At 48.6% G+C, this 21978-nt stretch carries 14 protein-coding genes; 3 read left to right on the plus strand and 11 right to left on the minus strand.

The window, feature by feature from the left end:
* Positions 1–218 precede the first annotated feature (218 nt).
* The 11 genes from menE to K9N57_05155 all read right to left on the minus strand — a co-directional run bounded on the left by menE (position 219) and on the right by K9N57_05155 (position 16344).
* Positions 219–1688 (minus strand): o-succinylbenzoate--CoA ligase, encoded by a 1470-nt coding sequence (gene menE / locus K9N57_05105; GenBank protein ID MCF7803547.1) that lies wholly within the window; start codon positions 1686–1688, stop codon positions 219–221.
* Positions 1685–2779, minus strand: a complete 1095-nt coding sequence (menC, locus tag K9N57_05110) for an o-succinylbenzoate synthase (protein MCF7803548.1) — start codon at positions 2777–2779, stop codon at positions 1685–1687. Before menC ends, menE begins: the two co-directional genes overlap by 4 nt.
* Positions 2776–3672 carry a 1,4-dihydroxy-2-naphthoate polyprenyltransferase gene (locus K9N57_05115; GenBank protein ID MCF7803549.1) on the minus strand — a complete coding sequence of 299 codons (897 nt, stop codon included), beginning with the start codon at positions 3670–3672 and terminating at the stop codon, positions 2776–2778. The genes menC and K9N57_05115 overlap by 4 nt, the downstream gene beginning before the upstream one ends.
* A 575-nt stretch (positions 3673–4247) precedes the next feature.
* On the minus strand, positions 4248–5081 hold the full coding sequence (menB, locus tag K9N57_05120; GenBank protein MCF7803550.1) for a 1,4-dihydroxy-2-naphthoyl-CoA synthase: 834 nt from the start codon (positions 5079–5081) through the stop codon (positions 4248–4250).
* Positions 5082–5096: 15 nt separating this feature from the next.
* Positions 5097–5897 (minus strand): 2-succinyl-6-hydroxy-2,4-cyclohexadiene-1-carboxylate synthase, encoded by an 801-nt coding sequence (gene menH / locus K9N57_05125; GenBank protein MCF7803551.1) that lies wholly within the window; start codon positions 5895–5897, stop codon positions 5097–5099.
* 359 nt (positions 5898–6256) lie between these two features.
* Complete coding sequence (gene menD, locus K9N57_05130; protein MCF7803552.1) at positions 6257–8017, minus strand: 2-succinyl-5-enolpyruvyl-6-hydroxy-3-cyclohexene-1-carboxylic-acid synthase; 1761 nt, start codon at positions 8015–8017, stop codon at positions 6257–6259.
* Complete coding sequence (locus tag K9N57_05135; GenBank protein MCF7803553.1) at positions 8010–9455, minus strand: isochorismate synthase; 1446 nt, start codon at positions 9453–9455, stop codon at positions 8010–8012. The genes menD and K9N57_05135 overlap by 8 nt, the downstream gene beginning before the upstream one ends.
* A gap of 169 nt (positions 9456–9624) precedes the next feature.
* Positions 9625–13032 carry an efflux RND transporter permease subunit gene (locus K9N57_05140; GenBank protein ID MCF7803554.1) on the minus strand — a complete coding sequence of 1136 codons (3408 nt, stop codon included), beginning with the start codon at positions 13030–13032 and terminating at the stop codon, positions 9625–9627.
* A 46-nt stretch (positions 13033–13078) separates the two neighbouring features.
* Positions 13079–14140: an efflux RND transporter periplasmic adaptor subunit gene (locus K9N57_05145; GenBank protein MCF7803555.1), complete on the minus strand. Its 1062-nt coding sequence runs from the start codon at positions 14138–14140 to the stop codon at positions 13079–13081.
* Between the two features lie 2 nt (positions 14141–14142).
* On the minus strand, positions 14143–15669 hold the full coding sequence (locus tag K9N57_05150) for a TolC family protein (GenBank protein MCF7803556.1): 1527 nt from the start codon (positions 15667–15669) through the stop codon (positions 14143–14145).
* 12 nt (positions 15670–15681) lie between these two features.
* Positions 15682–16344, minus strand: a complete 663-nt coding sequence (locus K9N57_05155) for a TetR/AcrR family transcriptional regulator (protein MCF7803557.1) — start codon at positions 16342–16344, stop codon at positions 15682–15684.
* A 205-nt stretch (positions 16345–16549) separates the two neighbouring features.
* On the opposite strand from K9N57_05155, the gene K9N57_05160 reads away from it, so the two are divergent.
* From K9N57_05160 to K9N57_05170, 3 genes are all read left to right on the plus strand, one after another.
* Positions 16550–19612, plus strand: coding sequence for a peptidase S9 (locus K9N57_05160; protein ID MCF7803558.1), 3063 nt, complete (start codon positions 16550–16552; stop codon positions 19610–19612).
* A 333-nt stretch (positions 19613–19945) separates the two neighbouring features.
* Complete coding sequence (gene queA, locus K9N57_05165; protein MCF7803559.1) at positions 19946–21025, plus strand: tRNA preQ1(34) S-adenosylmethionine ribosyltransferase-isomerase QueA; 1080 nt, start codon at positions 19946–19948, stop codon at positions 21023–21025.
* A 263-nt stretch (positions 21026–21288) separates the two neighbouring features.
* Positions 21289–21858, plus strand: coding sequence for a hypothetical protein (locus K9N57_05170; protein ID MCF7803560.1), 570 nt, complete (start codon positions 21289–21291; stop codon positions 21856–21858).
* Positions 21859–21978 lie beyond the last annotated feature (120 nt).

Genomic DNA, 21978 nt, shown 5'->3' on the forward strand with positions numbered 1-21978 from the left:
ATAAACTATGAATACCTAAAAAGTAGCGGTTGCTTTTATTGACTTAAATTATAGGCAACTTCTTTAAAAATTAGGTTTATACCATGTATATAGTGTGGCTTATAGAGAATTATTGCATAAAAATTCCATTAGAAATAGGAAAAATGCAAAAATGTTCACCTGTATATTGTGTCGGAATGTACTCTTAGTAACACCGAAAATTTAAAAAAACGCGAATTTTACTCAGGGGAAAATCGATCCCGAAGCGATGAACGTTTCACCTTTCCGGATGCTGTTCTCGGGAGTTCTTTTACGGTGAATAATTTCTTTGGATGTTTAAATCCTGCAAGATTTTCAAACCGTATTTTCAAAAGATCTGCTACTGAATTTTTTTCCGGATTATTTAAAATGACAGCCCCAACAACAATTTCATCCCACTCCGGATCGGGGATTCCGAACACGCAGATATCTTGGATTGCCGGGTGCGCCCGATACACCGATTCCACTTCAGCGGGGCTGATATTTTCGCCGCCGCTGACGATGCGATCTTCACGTCGTCCAACGGGATAGAGGTAACCATCGGAATCCACATATCCGTAATCACCGGTGAGCAGCCAGCCGTTTTTCAATCTCCCCTCGTTCGTTTCTGTAGCATCTAAATATCCGGATGTGACATTCGGCCCCCGTACGGCGATTTCTCCTGTCTGACCTGTTTCCTTTTTTACACCGTCTCGGTCAATAATTTTGACCTGCATCATCGGAAGCGGTTTTCCGGAGGAGCCAAGTCTGCTTTTCACTTCCCCTTTAGAAAGGGTAGTCAACTGCGAACTGGTTTCCGTCATTCCGTAGGTTGGACAAACCGGTATACCTTTTTCTATTGCAGCCTCTAACAGATCCTGAGTAGCAGGGCCACCTCCGATGAGAGCGGCACGAAGATCATTTTCGCCAGAGAGGCCTTGGTTCAATAAACGCCGTAACATCGTGGGAACAAGGGAGGCCATGGTTATATCATCGGATTGAATGGAATGCATAGCACGGGACGCATCGAATTTTCGGTGAAGAACTACCGCTGTCCCGTAGATAGCTGACCGGATAAGTATGGAAAATCCGCCCATGTGATCCAACGGTAAAACGGTCAGCCACTTGTCATTTTCATCGACCCCCAGATTCAGAGCGGAAGCGATTGCACTGCTGGCCAGGTTCCACCACGTCAGGGAAACAGCTTTCGGCGTTCCGGTCGTTCCGGATGTGAGAAAAATTACGCCAGTCGAATCGGAAGGTAAATTTACCTCAGGCCATTCTACGGTCTTTCTGGGAAACAGCTCCACGGATGAGAGCGGAAGTGATTCTGTGTTGACGGTGGAGAGAGAAGAAAGTTCCAAAGTATCATCATACACTACCAGTTCAGGATCAATTAATGATAAATTTGCTTTGAGCTCCTCATGTGAAAACCGGTGATTGATCGGAGTGACTACACAATTAAGCAGGGTGACCGCATGGATTGCAATAACCTGGGCTGGTGAATTCTGGCTAATTATTGCGACCCTGGAACCGGATGAAATTCCCCTGGATTTTAGTTTCCTTGACAAGAGGAATGATGCGGTAAAAAGTTGAGAATAGGTCCAGGATCGCTCTTCGCATTCCAGAGCGATGGATTCAGGCACTCTGCGGGCTGCTGAAAGCAGCCAGTGTGTAAATCCGGCCTTCATTTGACAAACAATTCACCCAAATCCGAGTCGACCTCGACTCCAAGACCAGGAGAATCCGGTATAATAACTTTACCATCTTGCGTGGTGTAGCTCATTTCGGCAAAATCAGCCTGCAGGTATCCATCCGCGAGCCCGTGGGTTTCGCCCGGAAGAAAAGCGGCAGCCAGCTGGCATGCCATTGCACGTCCAACTGTAGTATCGAACACAGATGTCAGGACAACACGCATATTGTGAGATTCGGCGAATTTTATCGCTTCGATAGTTGTCCGGACACCGAGAAAACCCGGTTTCAGGATAATGACATCGGCTGCTCGTCTGTCAGTAATTTTTTTCACCGACTCGAGCGTGCGTGCATCTTCGTCTGCAGCAATGGGAATCGGAGAATTCTTCTTCAGTTTAGCAAGCGCAGTTAAATCCCCTGCAGGGATCGGTTGTTCACAATATTCGATATCGTATTCTGCGAGTTGCGTAAGATTGTCAAATGCCGCCTCCGGCGCCCATGCCTGATTGGCGTCGAGTCGGAGTTGAATACTTTCCGGTACGGATTCGCGCAACACACGAATACAGGCGAGATCTTCCTGAAAGTGGGCTCTGCCGATTTTGATCTTCAAGACCCGGAATCCGGCCTCAACCAGTTCTCTGGCAGCAGTAAGCGTCTTCTTTTGTGAATGCTGGCCGATTGTTCCGTTTACATCTATGGAACGGGCGGGATTCGTTGAAAGGAGGGCTGCTACAGGTTTTTTCGTAAATTGACCTGCCAAATCCCAAAGTGCTGTATCAAGCGCATACTGTAACGTAGGTAATTCTGAAGTAAGCAACTCCGGAATTTGCATATGTTCGAATTCCACGGGAATCGTTACCGGTGTTTGTTTTATCTGGTCCTGCAAACGATGAATCTCATGTATGACATCTTCTGAAAATTCTGTCGAGAATCCTGACAGGGGAGCGGCCTCTCCGACGCCGGACACCTCACTTTCGGTGTCCAACCATATGAGAACCCCCTTTCGGAAATATATTACGCCTGAAGCCGTTCTGAGGGGCTTTACGAAGGGAATCCGATACGGTTTATATCGTATTCCGGTGATGTTCACAATAGTAGACCGATCGAGAAGAGAATGCCGAAGATGAGTGAAAACTGTGCCGTCCGTTCTAACAAAGGATTTAGCGCTTTACCGCAGGTGTCGGAATAGAGGGTACGAAGATTCTTTACTGCAATTGGGAGGGAAAGCAAGGGGAGGAGAATAAACAAGGAGAAATCGTACACAAACAACAGGAAGACCGGTACGACGTAGCTCAGGAATAATAAAATGAGGTATTCCATCCGGCTGCCGGAGTGACCTATTATTACAGCAAGCGTATTTTTTCCCGTCTCCCGGTCAGTCTTGATATCCCGATAGTTATTTACCACGAGAATATTGGTTATCAGGGCACCAGCTGGTATTGCCACAAGCACGCTTAAAGTCGTTATCTGAAGCGCCTGGACATAATATGTGCCGACCGTGGCTACGAGTCCAAAGAAGATGAACACGAACAGGTCCCCGAGGCCATTATACGCCAGCGGATAGGGTCCGCCGGTATAGGCGATCCCTGCAGCGATGGAGCAGAGACCGATCGCAAGTACCGGCCATCCCGCAATCCAGATAAGATACAGTCCGACCGGGACTGTCAGACCGAATGCGGTGACCGTTCCCCAGAACATCTCTTGCTCCGATATCCATTGGTTTGCCACCGCGCGCTCCGGGCCAAGCCGTTGTTCAGTATCCATGCCTGCCTTGAAGTCCAGGAGGTCGTTGGCGAAGTTGGTCCCAATCTGGATGAGCAGGGCGCAGAACAGCGCCGCAAGGGCTGGCCCGGGCGTAAACGCGCTATCGTGAAACGCGACCGCACTGCCAATGAGTACCGGCATAACCGCTGCCGGGAGGGTCTTCGGCCGGGAGGCGAGGAACCAGGCTTTGGGTTTGGTTGGTACTGTTCCTTCCACTATTGATGATTCCTAACCTTTATCACAATTTACCTCTTAATTGGAGTTTAACCGGAAAGTGTCAATGTGTTCCTGTGTTTCCAAAAGGGATCCCTTCGGGGCAAGTGTTCCTGTAACGGCGTTTTATAGTGTTATAGTGTTATTGTGTTATCGTGATAGTGCTGGTAGTCGCGGCTTTAGCCGCTTTTGTTGTCCTTGGTTGTTATATGGTAAATCGTTCATAAGCATTCAATTTCCCTCTGGATCCCTGCTGATTATAATAAAACTCACCACTAACTACGAACAACCAACAGATTTTCACTTCTTCAATCTTCACTTTTCATTTTTAATTCCGGGTGTTGGGGGGGCACCTGGAAATTGGACAATGGGAATTCTGCCACAAAGGAATCCCTGAGGGACTGATGGAAATTCAATCTGTTCCGATTTCCCATAATTTCATTCTTCATTCCCGATGTTGGTTTGGGTAGTAGGGATGCTCGCAAATCGATGATTGATGAGTGAACTGTCGGCGACGCTGTAAGCGATCACCGACAGCAGGTGGGAGGCCATCCTTATACCCTATACCTCTATACCCATCTTTACGGCAGCCGAGGTTTATCTTTGAAATTCGGCTTCCGTTTCTCCAAATAGGCATTCTTGCCTTCCTGGCCCTCTTCGGTCATATAGAAGAGCAGGGTGGCGTTGCCAGCAAGCTCCTGGATGCCCGCCTGACCGTCCAGTTCGGCGTTGAAGGCGGATTTGAGGCAGCGGATCGCCAGCGGACTTTTTTCTAGGATTTCACGCGCCCACTGGACGCCTTCTTCCTCGAGTTTATCCACAGAAACTACGGTATTGACTAATCCCATATCCAACGCTTCCTGCGCATCATACTGGCGGCACAAATACCAGATCTCACGCGCCTTTTTCTGCCCCACGCTCCGGGCCAGATAGCTGGCGCCGAATCCGCCATCGAAGCTGCCGACCTTCGGGCCAGTCTGCCCAAAGATGGCGTTCTCAGCAGCGATGGTCAGATCACAGACCACATGCAGGACGTGTCCGCCGCCGATTGCGTAGCCCGCTACCAGCGCGATCACCGGGATCGGCATGGAACGGATGAGTTTCTGCAAATCCAGCACATTCAGGCGAGGCACGCCGTCATCACCGACGTAGCCGGCATCCCCACGCACCTTCTGATCACCGCCGGAGCAAAACGCGTATTTCCCATCTTTGGCAGGACCGGCGCCGGCCAGCAGGACACATCCGATTTCCTGATCCTCCCGAGCGTCAGCAAAGGCGTTGTGCATCTCCTGCACCGTCACCGGAGTGAAAGCATTCCGCACTTCCGGCCGGTTGATGGTCACCTTGGCAATGCCCTCCGCCTTTTCGTAGATAATATCCTGGTAATCCCCGAACTGTTGCCACTCTATGGACATATATTCCCCCTCTGCTTATTCGTCGATTTCGCGATAGAATTGTCCCGTAATTTCAACAAATTTTGTCGGACGTTCAAAGTGAATATTGTGGCCTGCATCCTCTACCACGACTGATTGCGTCTTCGGTAACGCATGCGCCATTTCTACGTGAGTTTCAATATGAGATTTATCCAGTTCACCCGTTATCAACAAGATCGGCATTACCATGTCCTGAAGATCTTCCCAGAGATGGGGCATGGCTCCGCGGCCCATACCTTCCAAACTATTCGCCAGTCCGATGGAGGATTGATGCAGCCGGATTTGTCTGGCTTTTTCAAGTTTCTCTTCGGCGACAGCCCCCTGAGACTCGAATATTGGATGGTTCATCCATCGTTCCACAAAGGCATCGATTGGATTCCGCCGGATAAACCGGGCCATCTGCCGATCCCGCTTCAGTCGTTCTGCCCGTTTCCTGTCATTCGCTATCCCGGGAGTAGTACTCTCCAGTACCATGGAATTCACAAGTTCCGGATATGCTTTTGCCAGAGAAAGAAGGACGCGTCCCCCCATGGAATAGCCAATCCAGTGCGCTGAAGATATACCAATCTGTGCCAAAAGGCCCGCGACTTGTTCCACACAGTGCACCATGGAATAATATCCCAAATCCACAGGAGCGTCGCTCTTTCCATGCCCGATTAAATCAATTGCTACTGGTTGGAAATCTTGGGTGTAATATGGCAGCAGCGGTTTCCAATCCTCCGAAGACAACGTAAAGCCGTGGAGGAATATCAGGGGAGGGCGGTCAACAGCGGGATCGTGATCGCCTTCAATATTCAAAGATACGGAGCCTGTAGAGATATACATATCCAGGGTTAGGCGCAGTGCCGTTGTTTCTTAATCCTAATCTTACTCTTAATCGGTGTTTTTCGAAAAGGTGTTATTATGTTACTGTGTTTGGGTGTTATCGTGTTATTGTTATAAACGTCCTGTGTCTGGTGTCTTCTGTCTTTCATCTAAAAGAGCGAGTTTGTTGGAAGTCTCTGCTTTCGCTGGTTCTCACCCGGTCCATCTCCGCCTTGGAATGAGATTCCAAGGCTTTTAGTATCAGCCTCGCAATCTCATTGCGAGGCAGGCTACTCCCACAAATCTAATTATCTCCCGCTTAAACCCGCTACGCGGAATTTAAGCGGGATTAATCATAGAACTGAAATTTCATCGGCAATAGCATCCCAGATTTCCCGCCTATGACTCATTGAAGCCTTGCTCTCAGTCTTCACCTCAATGACGTCAAGAGAATCCGAATTAAGGGTCTGCGATATCTTTTGGCGAAAGTCCTGACGGGATTGAACGGAGTGGAAATTACCTCCGAATCCCTCCACAAATTTACGGAAATTCAGCCCATGAGCGGTCTGGAAATACTCCCGGTATTTCGCTTCATCCAAATTTGAGATGGGCAGCATGTCAAAGATACCGCCGCCATCATTATTGATGAGGACGATGGTCAGAGGAATCTGATATCGTTTCCATGCCAGCAGGCCATTCATGTCGTGATGAAAGGCCAGGTCGCCAGTGACCAGAACCGTCGGCTTTCCGTCCTGTGCGGCGATACCGAATGCGGTTGAGATTATACCATCGATACCGCTGACACCGCGATTGAAGTAGACGTTGATATCTTTTTCCGACGATGGCGCAAACCAGTCCAGATCCCGAACCGGCAGGCTGTTGGATAACATGAGTTGGGAACCGGCCGGTATCAGGGGGATTAACGCCGGAAAGATTCCTGGTTCACTGGGTGCATCATCCGGCCATGAATTCTCTTCGACAAGATGCTTTATCTGTTTTTCTGCAGAAAAATAATATTTCAGTAATGTTGCCTGAGTTTTTGAAATATCGCTGCTAAATCCTGCAGATATATTTTTATATAACTCGCCAATATTACAGGGAATTATACGATTTACTGAATGTGTTGCATCATCTATTCTCCCAGTCTGGTTGAAAAGTATCTGTTCGGCCTTTTTATGATTCGACAGAAATGTATTCAACGTATTAGAGGTCGGCATCCTGCCGAACCGCAGAATGAGGTCGGGAAAGAATGCTTTCGGAAGGTCTTTTGATCGAAGAATATCTGATGCGTGGTGTATTAGCAGTTGTGACGTTTCATATCCGAAGCGGAATCCGGACAGCCCGTCCGCCAGTATGGGATAACTCAAAAGTTCGGCGATTTTGAGGATAGATTCCCTGGCGGAGCGATTGACGGAAAGCGGTCCGGCTAATATTAACCCATGCTGGGAACGGTCGATGGCCTCGGCGATGTAGGAGATATCGTCATCGGAAAGTGGGCGCGGATTATCCCTGGGAATTTCTGCTGATTCTTCCACGGATTCCAACACCGGAAGATCGCGCAATGATTCCGGTTCCAGTGGCTTTCGAAAGGGGAAATTCAGGTGTACAGGCCCCTGCTGACTGCTCATGGCCGCCTCCACAGCTGTGATTGTGGCATCCCGCAATTTTTCAAACTCAGCATCCACATCGCTGGGAAGACCGACGTTGTGAAACCAACGAACATGACGTCCATAGAGATGTCGCTGGTCTATCGTCTGGTTCGCCCCTGTGCCGTGTAATTCCGGCGGTCGATCTGCGGTACATACAATAAGTGGCGTTTCACTGGCGGCAGCTTCAATAATGGCAGGATAAAAGTTCGCTCCGGCAGTCCCGGAGGTGCAGACGAGCACAGTGGGCAGTCCGGAGGATTTCGACAAACCCAGCGCAAAGAAGGCGCCGGAGCGCTCGTCGATGTGGGAATAGGCTGTAAAATCCGGATGTCGGGTAAATGCCAGCGTCAGAGGGGTGGATCGGGAACCGGGAGTAATACAGACGTTTCGGATTCCATACCGGGAAAGTGAATTAACAAAAGTATCGGCCCAGCGGAGGTTAAGTTGCCTCGGTGAATTACTCATGTACCGGTGCAGCCTGGAAGGCGTTCAGCAGGGGCTGGAGCTTCAGCTGGAGTTCTTCGTATTCGTCGTCGGGATCGGAGCCCTCTACGATTCCAGCGCCTGCATATAAATGAAGGGTTTCAGAGTCGAGCAACCCGGATCGGAGTCCCACGGCGAAATCGAAGTCTCCATCCGCGGATATCCAACCCATGGGAGCAGCGTAATAGCCGCGCTCCAACTCCTCGACCTTCCTGATGAAATCCAGAGCGGTTTCCGATGGAATTCCACCCACCGCAGGTGTGGGATGCAGCTGTTCGACCACCTGCATTGGCGAGACTCCTGATTTCAGCCGGCCCGTCATCTTGGTATATAGGTGTTGCACATTATAAAGTTTTTTCAGCGTTGGTGCATCCTGACTCCGGGTATCATCGGCAAGATGCTGCATTTTGTTTTCCAGGTATTGCACGACAAAATCGTGCTCTGACCTGTTTTTTCTGCTCTCCAGAAGTTCCTGGCCCAGCTGCCGGTCAACAGACGGATTCTCGCTTCGTCCTATGGATCCGGCAAGCGCGTCACACGTCAAAATACCATCATGCATTCTTGCGAGCCATTCCGGTGTCGCTCCGAAGAAGGCTTTCCCGTTGGCTTCTCTAAACAGAAAGGTGACGCAGCCGGGATAAATTGAACGCAGGTTGCGAAGGGTATCGTAAAGCGGCGCCGTGCTGACCACGTCGATTTCGGATTTTTTCGCAAGAACAACCTTGTCAATCTCATGATCTTTGATAGAGGAAATGCTCCGGTTAACTGCTCGAATCCATTGGGGCTTTTCGCCGTTAAGATACGGGGCAAGCTCGACGACAGAATCTGTTAGGGAAAAGTCGGTACTCGCTGAGAATGCTCTGAAGGCATCTTCCTGCTGTTGGATGTCACTGAGCAGGGAATCCGGGTTTGTATTTCCCGTGATTTCGTAATTTAGGCAGATGGTTACTGTTTCACCATCTTTGGCAATCAGTATTTCCGGGAGATAGAGTTTGGCGGGCGAGAACCCGTCCCATTCAGAGTCCTGTGCTATCTGATGGAAAAAGGAAGAGAAAAATAAAATCGCCGGCATCTGGGTTGTCGCTGTTGATTCGTTCAGGATTGACAGGCGACTTTGCAATTGTTCCAGTCTGCGGCCAGTCCCGGCAAATCGCTGGGGTCCATTTGCCGTCCATTCCGCTACGTCTCCTAAAGCCAGAAAGGAAAAATTTTCTTTCGGCAGATCCCAATAGGCGAGTTTGCCATTGACAGGGGCATTATTTTTTAAATAGGTGAGCAGGGCGCAGTGATCAACCCGAAACCGATATTGAAAATAAACTGAATCGTTATTCTGTTTTGAATCGTCTATTAACGGCCTGAGAAATCGAAGTACCTTGTTACTATTCAATGAATTCGCTTCGTAGTTTTTATGCTGGTTCATTATTTCAAATAGAGCAAATATAGTGATATTTTACCCAACATTGCAATAATACCGGGAATTGAATTTCCATTCCTTCTGGAACAGAATCGAGGATTTACTTGTGATTTAAGAGATAGACATTGTCGGGAGATGGCGCCAGATCGTTGACCAAATTAAGTATCAGGTGACGTCACTCTGCATCATCAGGTCCGAGTACGCCCACGGAATCAGTACCGAACAGGAATCGGGTTGTTCCTTTTTTACCTCGCTCAATCAGGAGATACAATACGGGCACAACAATGAGGGTAAGAAATGTAGCAAAGAGGAGCCCTGTGATGACGGCTGTGGCCATCGGACTCCACCACGCTGCCTGCTCACCACCCATATAAAGGTATTGCCCAAGGTGCCTGAAAAATTCTGCAGGATTGCTGGTGAGGACAATAAAATCCAGGTTGAACCCGATTGCCAGGGGGATCAATCCTAATGTCGTAGTGATTGCCGTCAGAATAACCGGACGAAAACGGACTCTTCCCCCTTCTACAAGGGCATCGTACAGCGACAGGTTATCTCTGGTGCGGAGAATGTCAATATAATCAATCATGACTATGGCGTTGTTGACCACGACTCCGGCCAGAGATATAATTCCGACACCGGTCATGATTATGCCAAACGGCATCTGGAAGATGACGAGTCCGTATAGTACACCGGAGATGGACATGATTACAGAAGTCAATACAATGATCGGTTTGGAGACGGAATTAAACTGCGAAATCAGGATAAAGGCCATCAGGAATACGGCAATGAGGAAAGCACCGGAGAGAAAATCCTGGGCTTCCTGCTGCTCCTGTTGCTGACCTGTATAAGTTGTCGAGTACCCGGATGGTACGTCTGACAGGTACGGCTGGAGGGCCTGTTGCACTTCACCCAATACCGCATTGGCCTGGTAGGGGGAACGTACATCGGCACTTACGGTAATAACCCGGGTACCGTCGATATGATTGATTCCACCGAATCCCTCGCCCACCGTCCAGTCCGCCACCGAAGAGAGCGGAATCTGACGACCCTCTTCGGCCATAACATTCAGATCCGAAAGGGTATTCAGATCGTTTCGATATTCTTCTGCCAGCCGGACGGTGATGTCGTATTCATCTTTGCCGTCACGATATTGCGACGCTGTGGCACCGCTTACCGCCTGTCGTACGGTCGAGCCGATATCGCTGGTGGACAGCCCGAACACCGCCGCTTTTTCCCGATCCACCCGGATCTGCACTTCAGGCCGGCCTTCCGGCAGATCGGACTCCAGGCCTTCCAGCTTGGCATACACCGGATCGTTTTCCAGAATGTTCAGGACTTCATTGGAAATTTCTGTGAGCGTTTCCATGCTCTGGCCGGAGATTTCCAAATTGATCGGCTTACCGGTAGGTGGACCCGCCTGTGGACGCTCCACCGTGATATTTGCACCGGCGATACCCTTTGGAAATTCTGAGCGCATGTATTCCATCGCTTCAATAGAACTGCCTTTGCGCTCCTGGTAATCCACGAAATTCAATACGACGGTTCCCCGGTGCGACGAACTGCCCTGATTGCCGAATCCTGCAGATATTGCGGATCCGGCTGTGGAAAGGACACTTTCCACATCACCGGGATGGGGAATGGTTGGCACCTTGGCCAAAATTTTGTCGACAGTTCGCTTGGTAAATTCGACGTTGGTGCCGACCGGTCCTTCAATTTGTACATATGCATCGCTCGGTGGAATATCCTCCGGGAAAAATTCCACACCGCTGTTAAACATACTAAAGACTACAAAACTGAGAAAAAGGACGCCGATAGAGACCCCGAAAATCTTTCCGGGATTATCCAGCGCCCAGCGAAGCTGTCGCTCATATATATTCAGCACCCGGTTCAAGCCACGTGTCTGCCACCAGTCACCCAGCGGCTTCAGAATGAATTTGTGCCCTATCCATAAGAGGAACGCAGCCACGAGGAGCATAATCCAGGTGAGGAAATCACTTAGCAGGAAGCCACCGAGAAGAAGGGCGCCGATTACACCTGTTGTGTATTTCCCCTTTTTGGTCATACGGGGTTTGGAATCGTTGTTTTTATGATCTACATCCATAAAAAGGGCACAGAGCACCGGGTTAATTACCAGGGCTACAAACAGCGAACTTCCCAGGGTGATGATTAAGGTAATAGGGAGGTAGGACATAAATTCGCCGACGATACCCGGCCAGAAGGTAAGCGGAAAAAAGGCCGCAAGCGTGGTTGCCGTTCCAGAGATTATTGGGGCGGCCACTTCGCCTGTGCCTTTCTTGGCTGCTGCAAAGTTGTCGAATCCTTCCTCCAGATAGCGATAGATATTTTCCACTACCACGATGGAATTATCCACCAACATTCCCAGGGCAAGGATCAGGGAAAAGAGCACCACCATGTTCATGGTCATATCGATACTGTCAATGATGATAAATGCCGTGAACATGGAAAGAGGAATGGCTACCCCGACAAATGAAGCATTTCGCAGGCCGAGAAAAAAGAGTAGAATTCCAATGACCAGCAAAAGTCCGGAGATAATATTGTTCTCCAGGCTTGTCACAATGGAATCGATATTTTTGCTCTGGTCAGATGTAATTTTAATGTCGGTTGAGGGCGGGAGCCCCGGAAGCTCTTCGTTGATTATTTCCTTTACCGCCTCAGCGGTCTCGATGATATTTTGTCCGCTTCGTTTCGTGATCGACAGACTGATGACCGGACTTCCGTCTAAACTTGCGTAAGTCTCCCGATCCTTGTTGGCGAATTTGACCTCTGCAACATCCCGGATGTAAATCGGTCTGTCGCCTGGGGCGGAAACGACGATATCTTCAATGGGCTTGGGTGTTTCGTATTCACCGGGTATCCGCAGGAGGAATTTTTTAGTGCCGACGTCAATATTTCCGCCGGGGATGGTCACATTTTCACCCTGGATAGCATAGATAATATCGGAGAAAGCCAGCCCGTAATATTTTAATTTTGGCAGATCTACATTAACCTGGACTTCCTTTTCGAGCCCACCGGACAGATTAACCTCCAGAACAGAGGGAATAGTTTCAAATTTATCCTGGAGATCCTCCGCGACGGTTTTCAGGTTTTCAAGGCCGTAATCACCAGAGACATTCACCTGCATGATCGGGAATTCCGACAGGTTAATCTCTTGAATCATCGGCTCTTCGACGTCATCCGGCAGTTCCGGTCTAGCCAGATCAACTTTCTCCCGAACTTTCTGCAGGGCCTCATCCATATTCACATCCGTATTAAACTCCATCATAATGTTGGAATACCCTTCGGAAGAGGTGGAGGTCATCTCCTTGATATCGGAGATATTGCTGAGTTCGTCCTCCAGTTTTCGGGTGATGAGGCTTTCCATGTCCTCCGGTGAAACACCAGGGTACAGGGTGATTACCAGGACGTTTGGTATTGTAATATCCGGCTGGGCTTCCTTGGGAATGGCGAGATAACTTCGAATACCCATGATAGCGATGAGTGCTATCATAACCAGGACGCTAATCCGGTTTTTTACGCTGAAGGAACTCAGCCAAAATTCTTTCCGATCGTTTTGTTCAGCCATAATTTGGTCGTCATTCGCTCACATTATTAATTATATAGAAAGGAGGTTATCGTTCGGAGACTACATTGATACGCATCCCGTCTTCCAGGAAGGAGGAGCCTACGGTGATGAGGCGCTCACCCATCTCCAGCCCGGACTCTACCAGTACATTGTTCTGTTGTCGTGGACCAAGCTGAACTCGGCGTTTGCTGGCGATTGGTTCTCCGGAATCAGTGTTATTCACAACGTATACATGGCGTGCGTTTTCGGATTCATATACAAATTCTTCACCTACGACAACTGAATTGGGACGATGGAGGGTCCGGAGCCGGAGATTTGCCAGCATCCCGATTTTGTAGCGATGGGCATCGTTTGGTAATACAATTTCGATTTCGAAGGTTCGGCTCTGCTGGTCAATACTGTTGCCAACAAAGGTGAGGTCACCTTCCAGGGTATCTTGTACCTGGGTATCGAACCAAATTTTGACATGTTTTTCAGGGGTAACGGAATTCGCGTATCTGGCGGGAACCCCGGCTGTAATTTTTATGATATCTGATGCAATAAGCCGAACCAGGGGCGTGCCTACTGCGGCCATTTCACCCGCTTCGGTGAGTATATCTTCAATCCGTGCATCAAAAGGGGCTTTGACTTCAGTGTTTTGTAGCTGGACTTCGATGCCCTGTAGCGCCGATTTACTCTGCTGGTAATTATATTTTGCGTTCAAATACTGGATCTCGGACCCGATACTATCTTCCTCCCAGACCTTCTTCTGGCGGAGATATACCTGGCGTGCTTGCTCAGTTGCCGATTGCAGCCGGTCCCGTTCCTCCCGGAGTTGGGCATTGTCAATTTTTGCTATAAGATCACCGGACCTGACGAAATCTCCTTTATCCACTTCGTACCGCAAGATACGTCCGTTTGCTTCCGCTGACAGCCGTACATCATTGGCAGCTTCGGTCGTGCCAACCAGGCGGAGATAACTGGAAAATTCTCTGGGCTGTATCGTCACGGTTTCCACATTGACCGTTTTAACGGCGGCATCCTCCTGGGGGGGCGTACTGTTTCCGCACCCGATAAGACCGGCAAGCAAGGTGAATAGAATCGTGTATGTCAAATATGTCTTTCGCACAGTTATTGTCCTTCTTCAATCGGATTTGTGGTTTTATCAACAAATGGTACCATACCAAGTGCCTGATCATATCTGGCTTTGGCGCGCAGATAATTAAAGACCATCACGGCATAATTGAGCTCGGCTTCCCGGTATTGGATCTCGGCGTTGGTTACGTCGAGCTGGCTCCCGATCCCCTGATCGAGGCGGGTATTGGCTATTTCATATCCGCGCCGGGCCTGCCGAAGGGCCTTTATCCGGGCTTCTTCGGTTTCAAGCGCCTGCCGGATGGATTCCCTGGCAGACTGGATTTCGTTTTTCGCGGCACGCCTGGCGTTTTCCCGCTGCAGCGCGATTTCTTTTTCCTGGATCTGCGCTCGCTGCACGGCAGTATGTCTTTGCATTCCCTGGAAAAGGGGGAGGCTGAAGCTCAGGGAGATCGCCTGGGAACGGGCTCGCTGCCTGTCCGAGGCGAAAAAGTTGGGATCGCCACGCTCAGAAGCATTCCAACGCAATTGATACGATGCCGAGAGTGAAGGGAAGTACCGGCTACGGGCCGCAAGTAGTTGGCGATCGGTGAGTTCATCTCTGGCATCCAGGATGCGTAAATCTCCCCGAAGGTCAAACGCTTTTTCTGTCAATCCAATGGACGGATCCAAAACCAACGGGGTCATTGTATCCAGTGATTTCAGACTCGCATTGACGGAATCCGCCGACGACCGATCAGAAAGGTTATACTCCCTAAGGTTGCCCTCCACCCTGAAGTCAAACTCCAGGGGTAATCCCATGGTGATTTTCAACTCACGATAGGCTTTGGACACCGCGTACTCCGCCTGGGTGAGTTGCGGGCGCTGATTGCTTAACTGTACTTCGACCCGGAGTACGTCATATTCGTCCAGCAGCCCTGCGCGCTGCCTGGCTTGGTTTTCCTTCAGGTTCTTCTCGAGGCGCCTGATGGAGGCCTGCTGGAGGGAGAGACGTTCTTCGGCAATCAATACATTATAATATGCAATTCTGGTCTGGGTGACGATTTGCTGGGAGGTCGCCCGGTAATTCTCTGATTGCACCAACTTGTACACCGCCGAACTGCTGATCCCTACCAGCGCCTGGCCGCTGAAAAGGGTCTGATTTATGGTAATGCCTCCGGACCAGTTATTGTCCGTGCCGAACTGTACCGGCACCAGTTGTCCGGCTGGGGCGGAGGGATCGAACACCCGGGCGGGGATAAAATTAACCGGGATCTCCATATTTCTGGTATAACTCATATCGGAGGAGATACTGGGCATCACTTCACCCCAGGCGGAAAGTACCTGCTGATCGGCATCTTTCACTGAAAGTAATGCCTGTTTCATCTGGGTATTATTTGCCAGAGCGATTTCCACTGCCTGCTTGACCGTAACTATCCTGTCTTGGCCGTTGTCCTCAAGGTCGACTGGTATTGCCGCTGAATCCGCCCGTTGGGCAATGCCAACTTTGGCCGTGAAAAGAACAGCGGATAATACTGTCGCAGCGATAAAAATGGTTCGGGTTATTTTTTCTGGATTATTCATATTGTTTGAACACTAGTTATTGTTGTTTTGGTTTTGTATGCCGCGTAAAAAAATACTGATAAAATCGTTAAACATTGGCTCGACCTCTAAGTCTTCGTTCTCGAAGATCCGGTCATTTTCTGCATCGGAATGATAGTAAAAAAGTTGCATGATCCCCCTGAGGCTACCCCAAAATTGAAGAGCAAGCCGTTCCGGCTGATATGCGCTGTTGATGGTGCCGTCCTGAATCCCGATCTGGAATGCCCGCACTGCGAAGGTGAACGCCTTTTTACCCATGTTTTCGCACTTATTTGCCATTTTACTTGACTGGTTCACAAGGATGTCCGAGTTCTCATGATACATAAAGGTGTGAAAATAGTCAGGATATTCCCGGACGAAGCGGAGATATACCTCACCGAGGCGCTTTACCATCTTAAGTCCGGTACGATCTTCCGCAATAACGGATGCAAACTGTTCAGTCAGGATCGTCAATCCCCGATTATTGATGGCCAGATACAGATCAGTCTTGTCATTGAAATAGTAATACAGGGTACCTTTGCTGAATTCCGCCTTTTCGGCAATCTCATCCATCGTTGCATGCTCAATACCCTTGGAGAAAATGACCTCTTCAGCGGCATCCAGCAGAGCATTTCGTCGTAATTCTTTTTCCCGGGATTTACGTGCTTTGGTATTCATGGTTTCATTTTTTTATCCTGAAGTTTGACTCCCAGTCAAAATTTGACCGTAAGTTTAAAAGGAAGGTTTTGGAACATCAAAGAAAAAATGGCTGAATAGTCTATATCACCGGAATTGATTGAAAAAACGGGCATTGGGCGGTTTCTTTATTATTTCAAGTCTGATTTTTATGTTTTTTATATAGAACGAATCTGAGAAAGCTGATATGAATAAAAGAACGTTTTTTCTCCTGATTATTCTGGCGGTCATTTCGCTTGCCTGGATAGCACCGAAATCGATTAATGCCCAGTATTTTGGCCGAAACAAGGTGCAGTATGAAGATTTCTCCTTTAAAGTTCTGAAAACCGAACACTATAAAGTCTATCATTATCCCAGCGAATCGGAGGCGGTATTTGATGCAGCACATATGCTGGAGCGCTGGTACACGCGATATGCCGGTTTCTTTGATTATGAGATTCCCCCGTACCAACCGGTTATCCTCTATGCAAATCATGCGGATTTCCAACAAACCAATGTCATAAGCGGGCAAATTTCCCAGGGGACTGGTGGAGTGACCGAAGGGTACCAAAACAGGATGGTAATTCCGCTGACCGGTGTGGGGAAGGACGATAATCATGTCCTGGGACACGAATTAGTCCACGCATTTCAATATAAACTTATTGTTGCAAGTGGTAATCGGCTCTCTGATTCTCGTCGGCTGCCAACCTGGCTGGTTGAAGGAATGGCTGAGTATCTGTCCGTTGGAGGGGATAACGCCCTGACCGCAATGTGGATGCGGGACGCAGTTCTTAACGAAGATGTGCCGACCATTTCCCAGGTGATGCGGAACCGAAAGTACTTTCCGTATCGATACGGTCATGCCTTATGGGCCTATATTGCTGGCCGACTGGGCGATCCTATTGTCAAACAGCTGTTCCTTGGCGTGTTGGAAAACGGATGGAATCGCGGCATTGAACAGGTGGTCGGTATTTCGAGCGATTCGCTGTCCACAGACTGGAAACAGGCCATCCGGGAAAAATACAAGCCGCAAATAGAGGGGCGGACGAAGCCAGATAGCACTGGCAAGCGGTTGATTACCGGCGAGGGTGGAATGAATATGGTTCCGACACTCAGTCCGGATGGAAAATATCTGGCGTATATTTCCCAGCGGGAATTATTCAGTTTGGACCTCTTCCTCGCCGATGCCGAAACGGGTGAAGTGATCCGGCAACTGACCAGTTCCAGTACCAATGCTCACTTCGATGCACTCCGGTTTATGAATTCTGCCGGAGCCTGGTCACCTGATTCAAAAAAATTTGCCTTTGTTGTAATTAAAGATGGGGATAATGCCGTCTCGGTCGTGAACGTTCAAAACAATAAAATCCTTAAAACTATTACCTTTGATTCCATAGATGGGATTACGCATTTATCCTGGGCGCCCTCAGGAGACCAGCTTGTCATCTCGGGCACATCCGGCGGTATCAGCGATCTCTATTTACACAATTTAGATTCCGGAGAAACTACCCAGCTGACCGATACCCGGTACGCAGAAATTCAGCCCGCCTGGTCGCCTGACGGAAACTTAATCGCCTTCGCGACGGACCGTGGACCGGCAACAAATCTGGACGAATATCGGTTTAGTGATATGAAGATCGGAATCCTGGAGATAGAAAACGGCACCGTGGAGACGCTTTCCATGGGAGAAAATGTGAAACACATTAATCCCGACTTTGGCCCGGAAGGTAACCTCTACTTTATCGCAGATCCGGACGGCTACAGCAATATATATCGCTACGAAGTTGCGTCGGGACAGTTCTACCAAATCACGAATACTGCCACCGGTATAAGCGGTTTAACAGAACGTTCTCCTGCATTATCAGTTGCCCAAAACACCGGGAAATTAGCTTTTAATGTGTTTTCCAAGACCGATTACCAGATCCATACATTGTCCGCCGATGAAAGTCAGGGGCGAATTGCGGAAGACATATCCCGGCAGCGACTTTCAACAGTCACCTTGCCACCGGATGAATCATTAAAGGCCAGCCTTGTTGATAATTTTCTGGCCGATCAGAAGTCCGGATTGCCAGTCACCCCCGATTTTAGTGTCAGCGACTATCAACCATCTTTACGACTTCTGCGAGCCGGGCAAACGTCTATCGGCCTGTCCGTGGATCAGTTTGGTGCCGGAATTGGCGGTGGGGTAAACTTTGTATTTAGCGATATGCTCGGGAATCACTTGCTTGCAGTTAATGCCCGTGCTCAGGGAACATTTAAGGACCTGGGTGGGCAGGCTATTTACCGAAATCGGGATAATCGATGGAATTGGGGCTTAGGAGTCGGTCACATCCCATACAAGACGAGCCAGGCTATGGAAGGGGTGGATACCGTTACCGTCAACGATGAACAGATACTGGCCAGGGAACTCACCATATTTCGCAGACGAATTTATACCGACAGAATCAGCGGTATACTGGAATATCCGTTGTCACGAAATCGTCGCTGGGAGTTTGGAGGCGGGTACACCCGGATTAGCTATGACCTCGAAGCAGAGAGATACCTTTTGCAGGGAAATACAATTCTTTCCCGGGAGACGGAATCTCTGGAAACACCTGATCCATTAAATCTGGGGAATGTCTTTGCCGCCTTCGTAGGCGACTTTTCTTATTTCGGGTATACCGGCCCTGTCAACGGCCGGCGGTATCGGTTTGAAGTTGAGCCAAATCTCGGAACGCTCACCTATTTAACCGTGACAGCCGATTACCGCCATTACTTCTTCTGGCAACCGTTTACTTTTGCCTTCCGGGCGTTACACTACGGCCGGTATCTTGGTGATGCCGAGAACGATCGAATGTCTCCCCTGGTTATCGGACAGGAAACCCTGGTTCGGGGGTATTCACCGTCCACGTTTAATTATGAAGATTGTCGGAGCGCCGGTGGTACCGGTGAATGTCCGGAATTTAGCCGATTGTTGGGGAGCCGTATCGGGGTGATGAACGCGGAAATTCGTGTTCCACTCTTCGGTAGCGAACGATTCGGGTTAATTGACTTCAGTTTTCTCCCAACGACACTTATTGGATTCGCCGATGCCGGTATCGCATGGAACAGTAACGAAAAACCCGTTTTGGAGATTGCTGAGCACTCTACAGAGCGTGTGCCGGTCTTTAGTAGTGGAGTGGGAGCACGGATTAACCTGTTCGGTTATTTAATAGGTCAGATCTATTACGCCTATCCATTTCAACGACCAGAGAAAGGAGCCCATTGGGGTTTTGTTCTCTCCCAGGGATGGTAATTCCCAGGGGGACAACGTATTGTCCTGAACCGTTTAGTCGTTGTTATAAAGTTTGAATAATACTCTCTTAAAAGTTATTAAAATGCAGTAATCTGGATTTATTTCTTGGAAAACGCGGGGTAGTGTGCGTAATATATCCCCTGAATGAACCGAAAACAGTCTGTTATCTTGGATTTACTATTCCAGCTATTTGTCATGTGCTGACCTGTAAATTGCTTCGAAAAAAATAGGAATTTCCATATAAAAAATATAAAAAACGCCACCGATTTTTATCTCCGATTTTTATTGAGGCAAAATTCTGTGGAACATACAAATATCAGGAGTTAATACTTTATGGCCGCTTTTAATAATGTCGATCCGGTGTTGCAGTCGGAAAAAGCCCACTCAGATGATTTTCTTTATGATTTACCGGATGACCTGATTGCCGAACATCCTGCTAATCCCAGGGATGCCAGCCAATTAATGGTTGTACGGAGAGAAGAATCAGAAAAGGAATTTATCCGGTTCCGCGATGTCATCAAATATTTAAATCCGGGTGATGTCCTCGTGGTGAATAATTCGAAGGTCTATCCGGCCAAGTTCGATACCATCAAGGTCGAAACAGGCGATCATATCGATGTATTTCTTCTGCGTGAACTGGAGCCAGGTGTTTGGGAAGCCCAGGTTTCGCCACCGCGCAAGGTGCGTATAGGAAACACACTGGAATTCGACAAGGGCTTGCGGAGCGATATTGTTGATAATACGGTATCCAGCGGGCGGGTTATTCAGTTTCAGAACCGGGGAGCGGATACCAATGAAATTCTCCGGGAATTGGGGAAAATGCCGCTGCCACGGTATATCAACAGGGAGCCAATACCGTCGGATCGGGAAAAATACCAGACTATCTTTGCAAAAAAACCCGGATCGGTTGCTGTACCAGCCGGTGCGTTGCACTTTACGGAAGAACTGGTTAACGACCTGACAGATTACGGTGTCCACATCGCCGAAATTACCGTCCACCTTGGTCTCGGCGGATACGAACGGGTAACACTGAGTGAAATCGACAAATATTCCATGAACGCCGAATATTATAACATCTCAGTAGAGAGCGCTGACATCATAAACGAGGCGAAAGACAACGGGAACAAGGTAATTGCCGTTGGCGCTTCGGTGGTCAGGGCATTGTTGTCGTCTCACTTTAAGGGACGAAAGGTAATTCCCAAGGAAAACTGGACTGATCTGTTCGTTTTTCCTCCGTTTCACTTCCACCTTCTGGACGGAATTATCAGTAATTTCCATCAGCCGCAGGCGCCGTCACTGCTGATGCAGAGCGCTTTCTATGGAAAAGAAAAGACCATTGAGGCATATGAGGTTGCAGTGAAGGAAAAAATGCGATTTGAGGCCTTTGGGGACGCACTAATGATACTCCGGTAATCAATAAAGCTCTTTATAATCCAGTCGCATGCCGGGAGCGCCTGGAGGACATAAACGGGGAACGATTAAAATAAGTCGGTCCCCGTTTTTCTAATCGATTCATCCCTGCCAAAAGTTCAATTTTTGGTGTCAGTCTTACGCAGAATCAAACTATACAACCAGTAGATTTGTAATTCTGTCGTGATTCGCACTAATGGAATACATCTTGTTGCAATATTAAAGAGAATTGGGCAATTATAAATAAAGCGGAAGGAGGAAGTTTTATGATACGAAATAAAATTAAGAAATCCGCTTTAGTGCTTGTTGCGCTATTGGTTGCAACTGGATTATTGATTCCTACGATGTCAGCACATCTCAATGCGCAAGTTCCGAATTCATGGGGACTAACAAGTAAAATTCCGGAGGACGCTGATCTGATACTGATGCAACAGGAAGGAGTGCCTCCGGCAGATGTCTACATAGATGCTCTACTATCCTTCAAGCGCCAAAATTATGAATTAAAACATTCGGAAAATACGTTCGATCCGGCGGAGCTGGAAGGGATTATTCTCGGGGACTCACCTCTGGTCTTTGTAGCCAAAAAACAGGTCACTGACGACCTAGCGCTGGAGATTACCGCGAATGTCCAGCCAATACCTGGTGGCGGTAAAATGCTGGCTTCAGTCAGGTATGCCGAATCTGTGGAGGCAGATGTCGGAGAATGGAAACAAGCAAAATGGACCGAAGGGAAGGCGAAAGAAGCCTTTTTCCGTGGTCTGGAAGCGTTGCGACAGACCCGATATGATGCTGTGGATTTTGAAACCGGCGTAGTAGTTACCAGAAAAGAGAAATAATCGAGCTTTCAATTATTCCCATCCCTACATTAAAGACTGCATTGGTTATAAGTACAATAATTAAATTGCAAATGCCTCTGTCCTGTGAGATGACAGGGGCATTTGTGTTTCAATTAGCTG

This window comes from Candidatus Neomarinimicrobiota bacterium (assembly GCA_021734025.1).
Classification (GTDB): Bacteria; Fidelibacterota; JAANXI01; order JAANXI01; family JAANXI01; genus JAANXI01.

Coding starts and splice junctions, on each gene's coding strand:
- menE (MCF7803547.1), bottom strand. CDS start 1,688: ATGAAGGCCGGATTTACACACTGGCTGCTTTCAGCAGCCCGCAGAGTG.
- menB (MCF7803550.1), bottom strand. CDS start 5,081: ATGTCCATAGAGTGGCAACAGTTCGGGGATTACCAGGATATTATCTAC.
- menD (MCF7803552.1), bottom strand. CDS start 8,017: ATGAGTAATTCACCGAGGCAACTTAACCTCCGCTGGGCCGATACTTTT.
- K9N57_05135 (MCF7803553.1), bottom strand. CDS start 9,455: ATGAACCAGCATAAAAACTACGAAGCGAATTCATTGAATAGTAACAAG.
- K9N57_05140 (MCF7803554.1), bottom strand. CDS start 13,032: ATGGCTGAACAAAACGATCGGAAAGAATTTTGGCTGAGTTCCTTCAGC.
- K9N57_05150 (MCF7803556.1), bottom strand. CDS start 15,669: ATGAATAATCCAGAAAAAATAACCCGAACCATTTTTATCGCTGCGACA.
- K9N57_05155 (MCF7803557.1), bottom strand. CDS start 16,344: ATGAATACCAAAGCACGTAAATCCCGGGAAAAAGAATTACGACGAAAT.
- K9N57_05160 (MCF7803558.1), top strand. CDS start 16,550: ATGAATAAAAGAACGTTTTTTCTCCTGATTATTCTGGCGGTCATTTCG.
- queA (MCF7803559.1), top strand. CDS start 19,946: ATGGCCGCTTTTAATAATGTCGATCCGGTGTTGCAGTCGGAAAAAGCC.
- K9N57_05170 (MCF7803560.1), top strand. CDS start 21,289: ATGATACGAAATAAAATTAAGAAATCCGCTTTAGTGCTTGTTGCGCTA.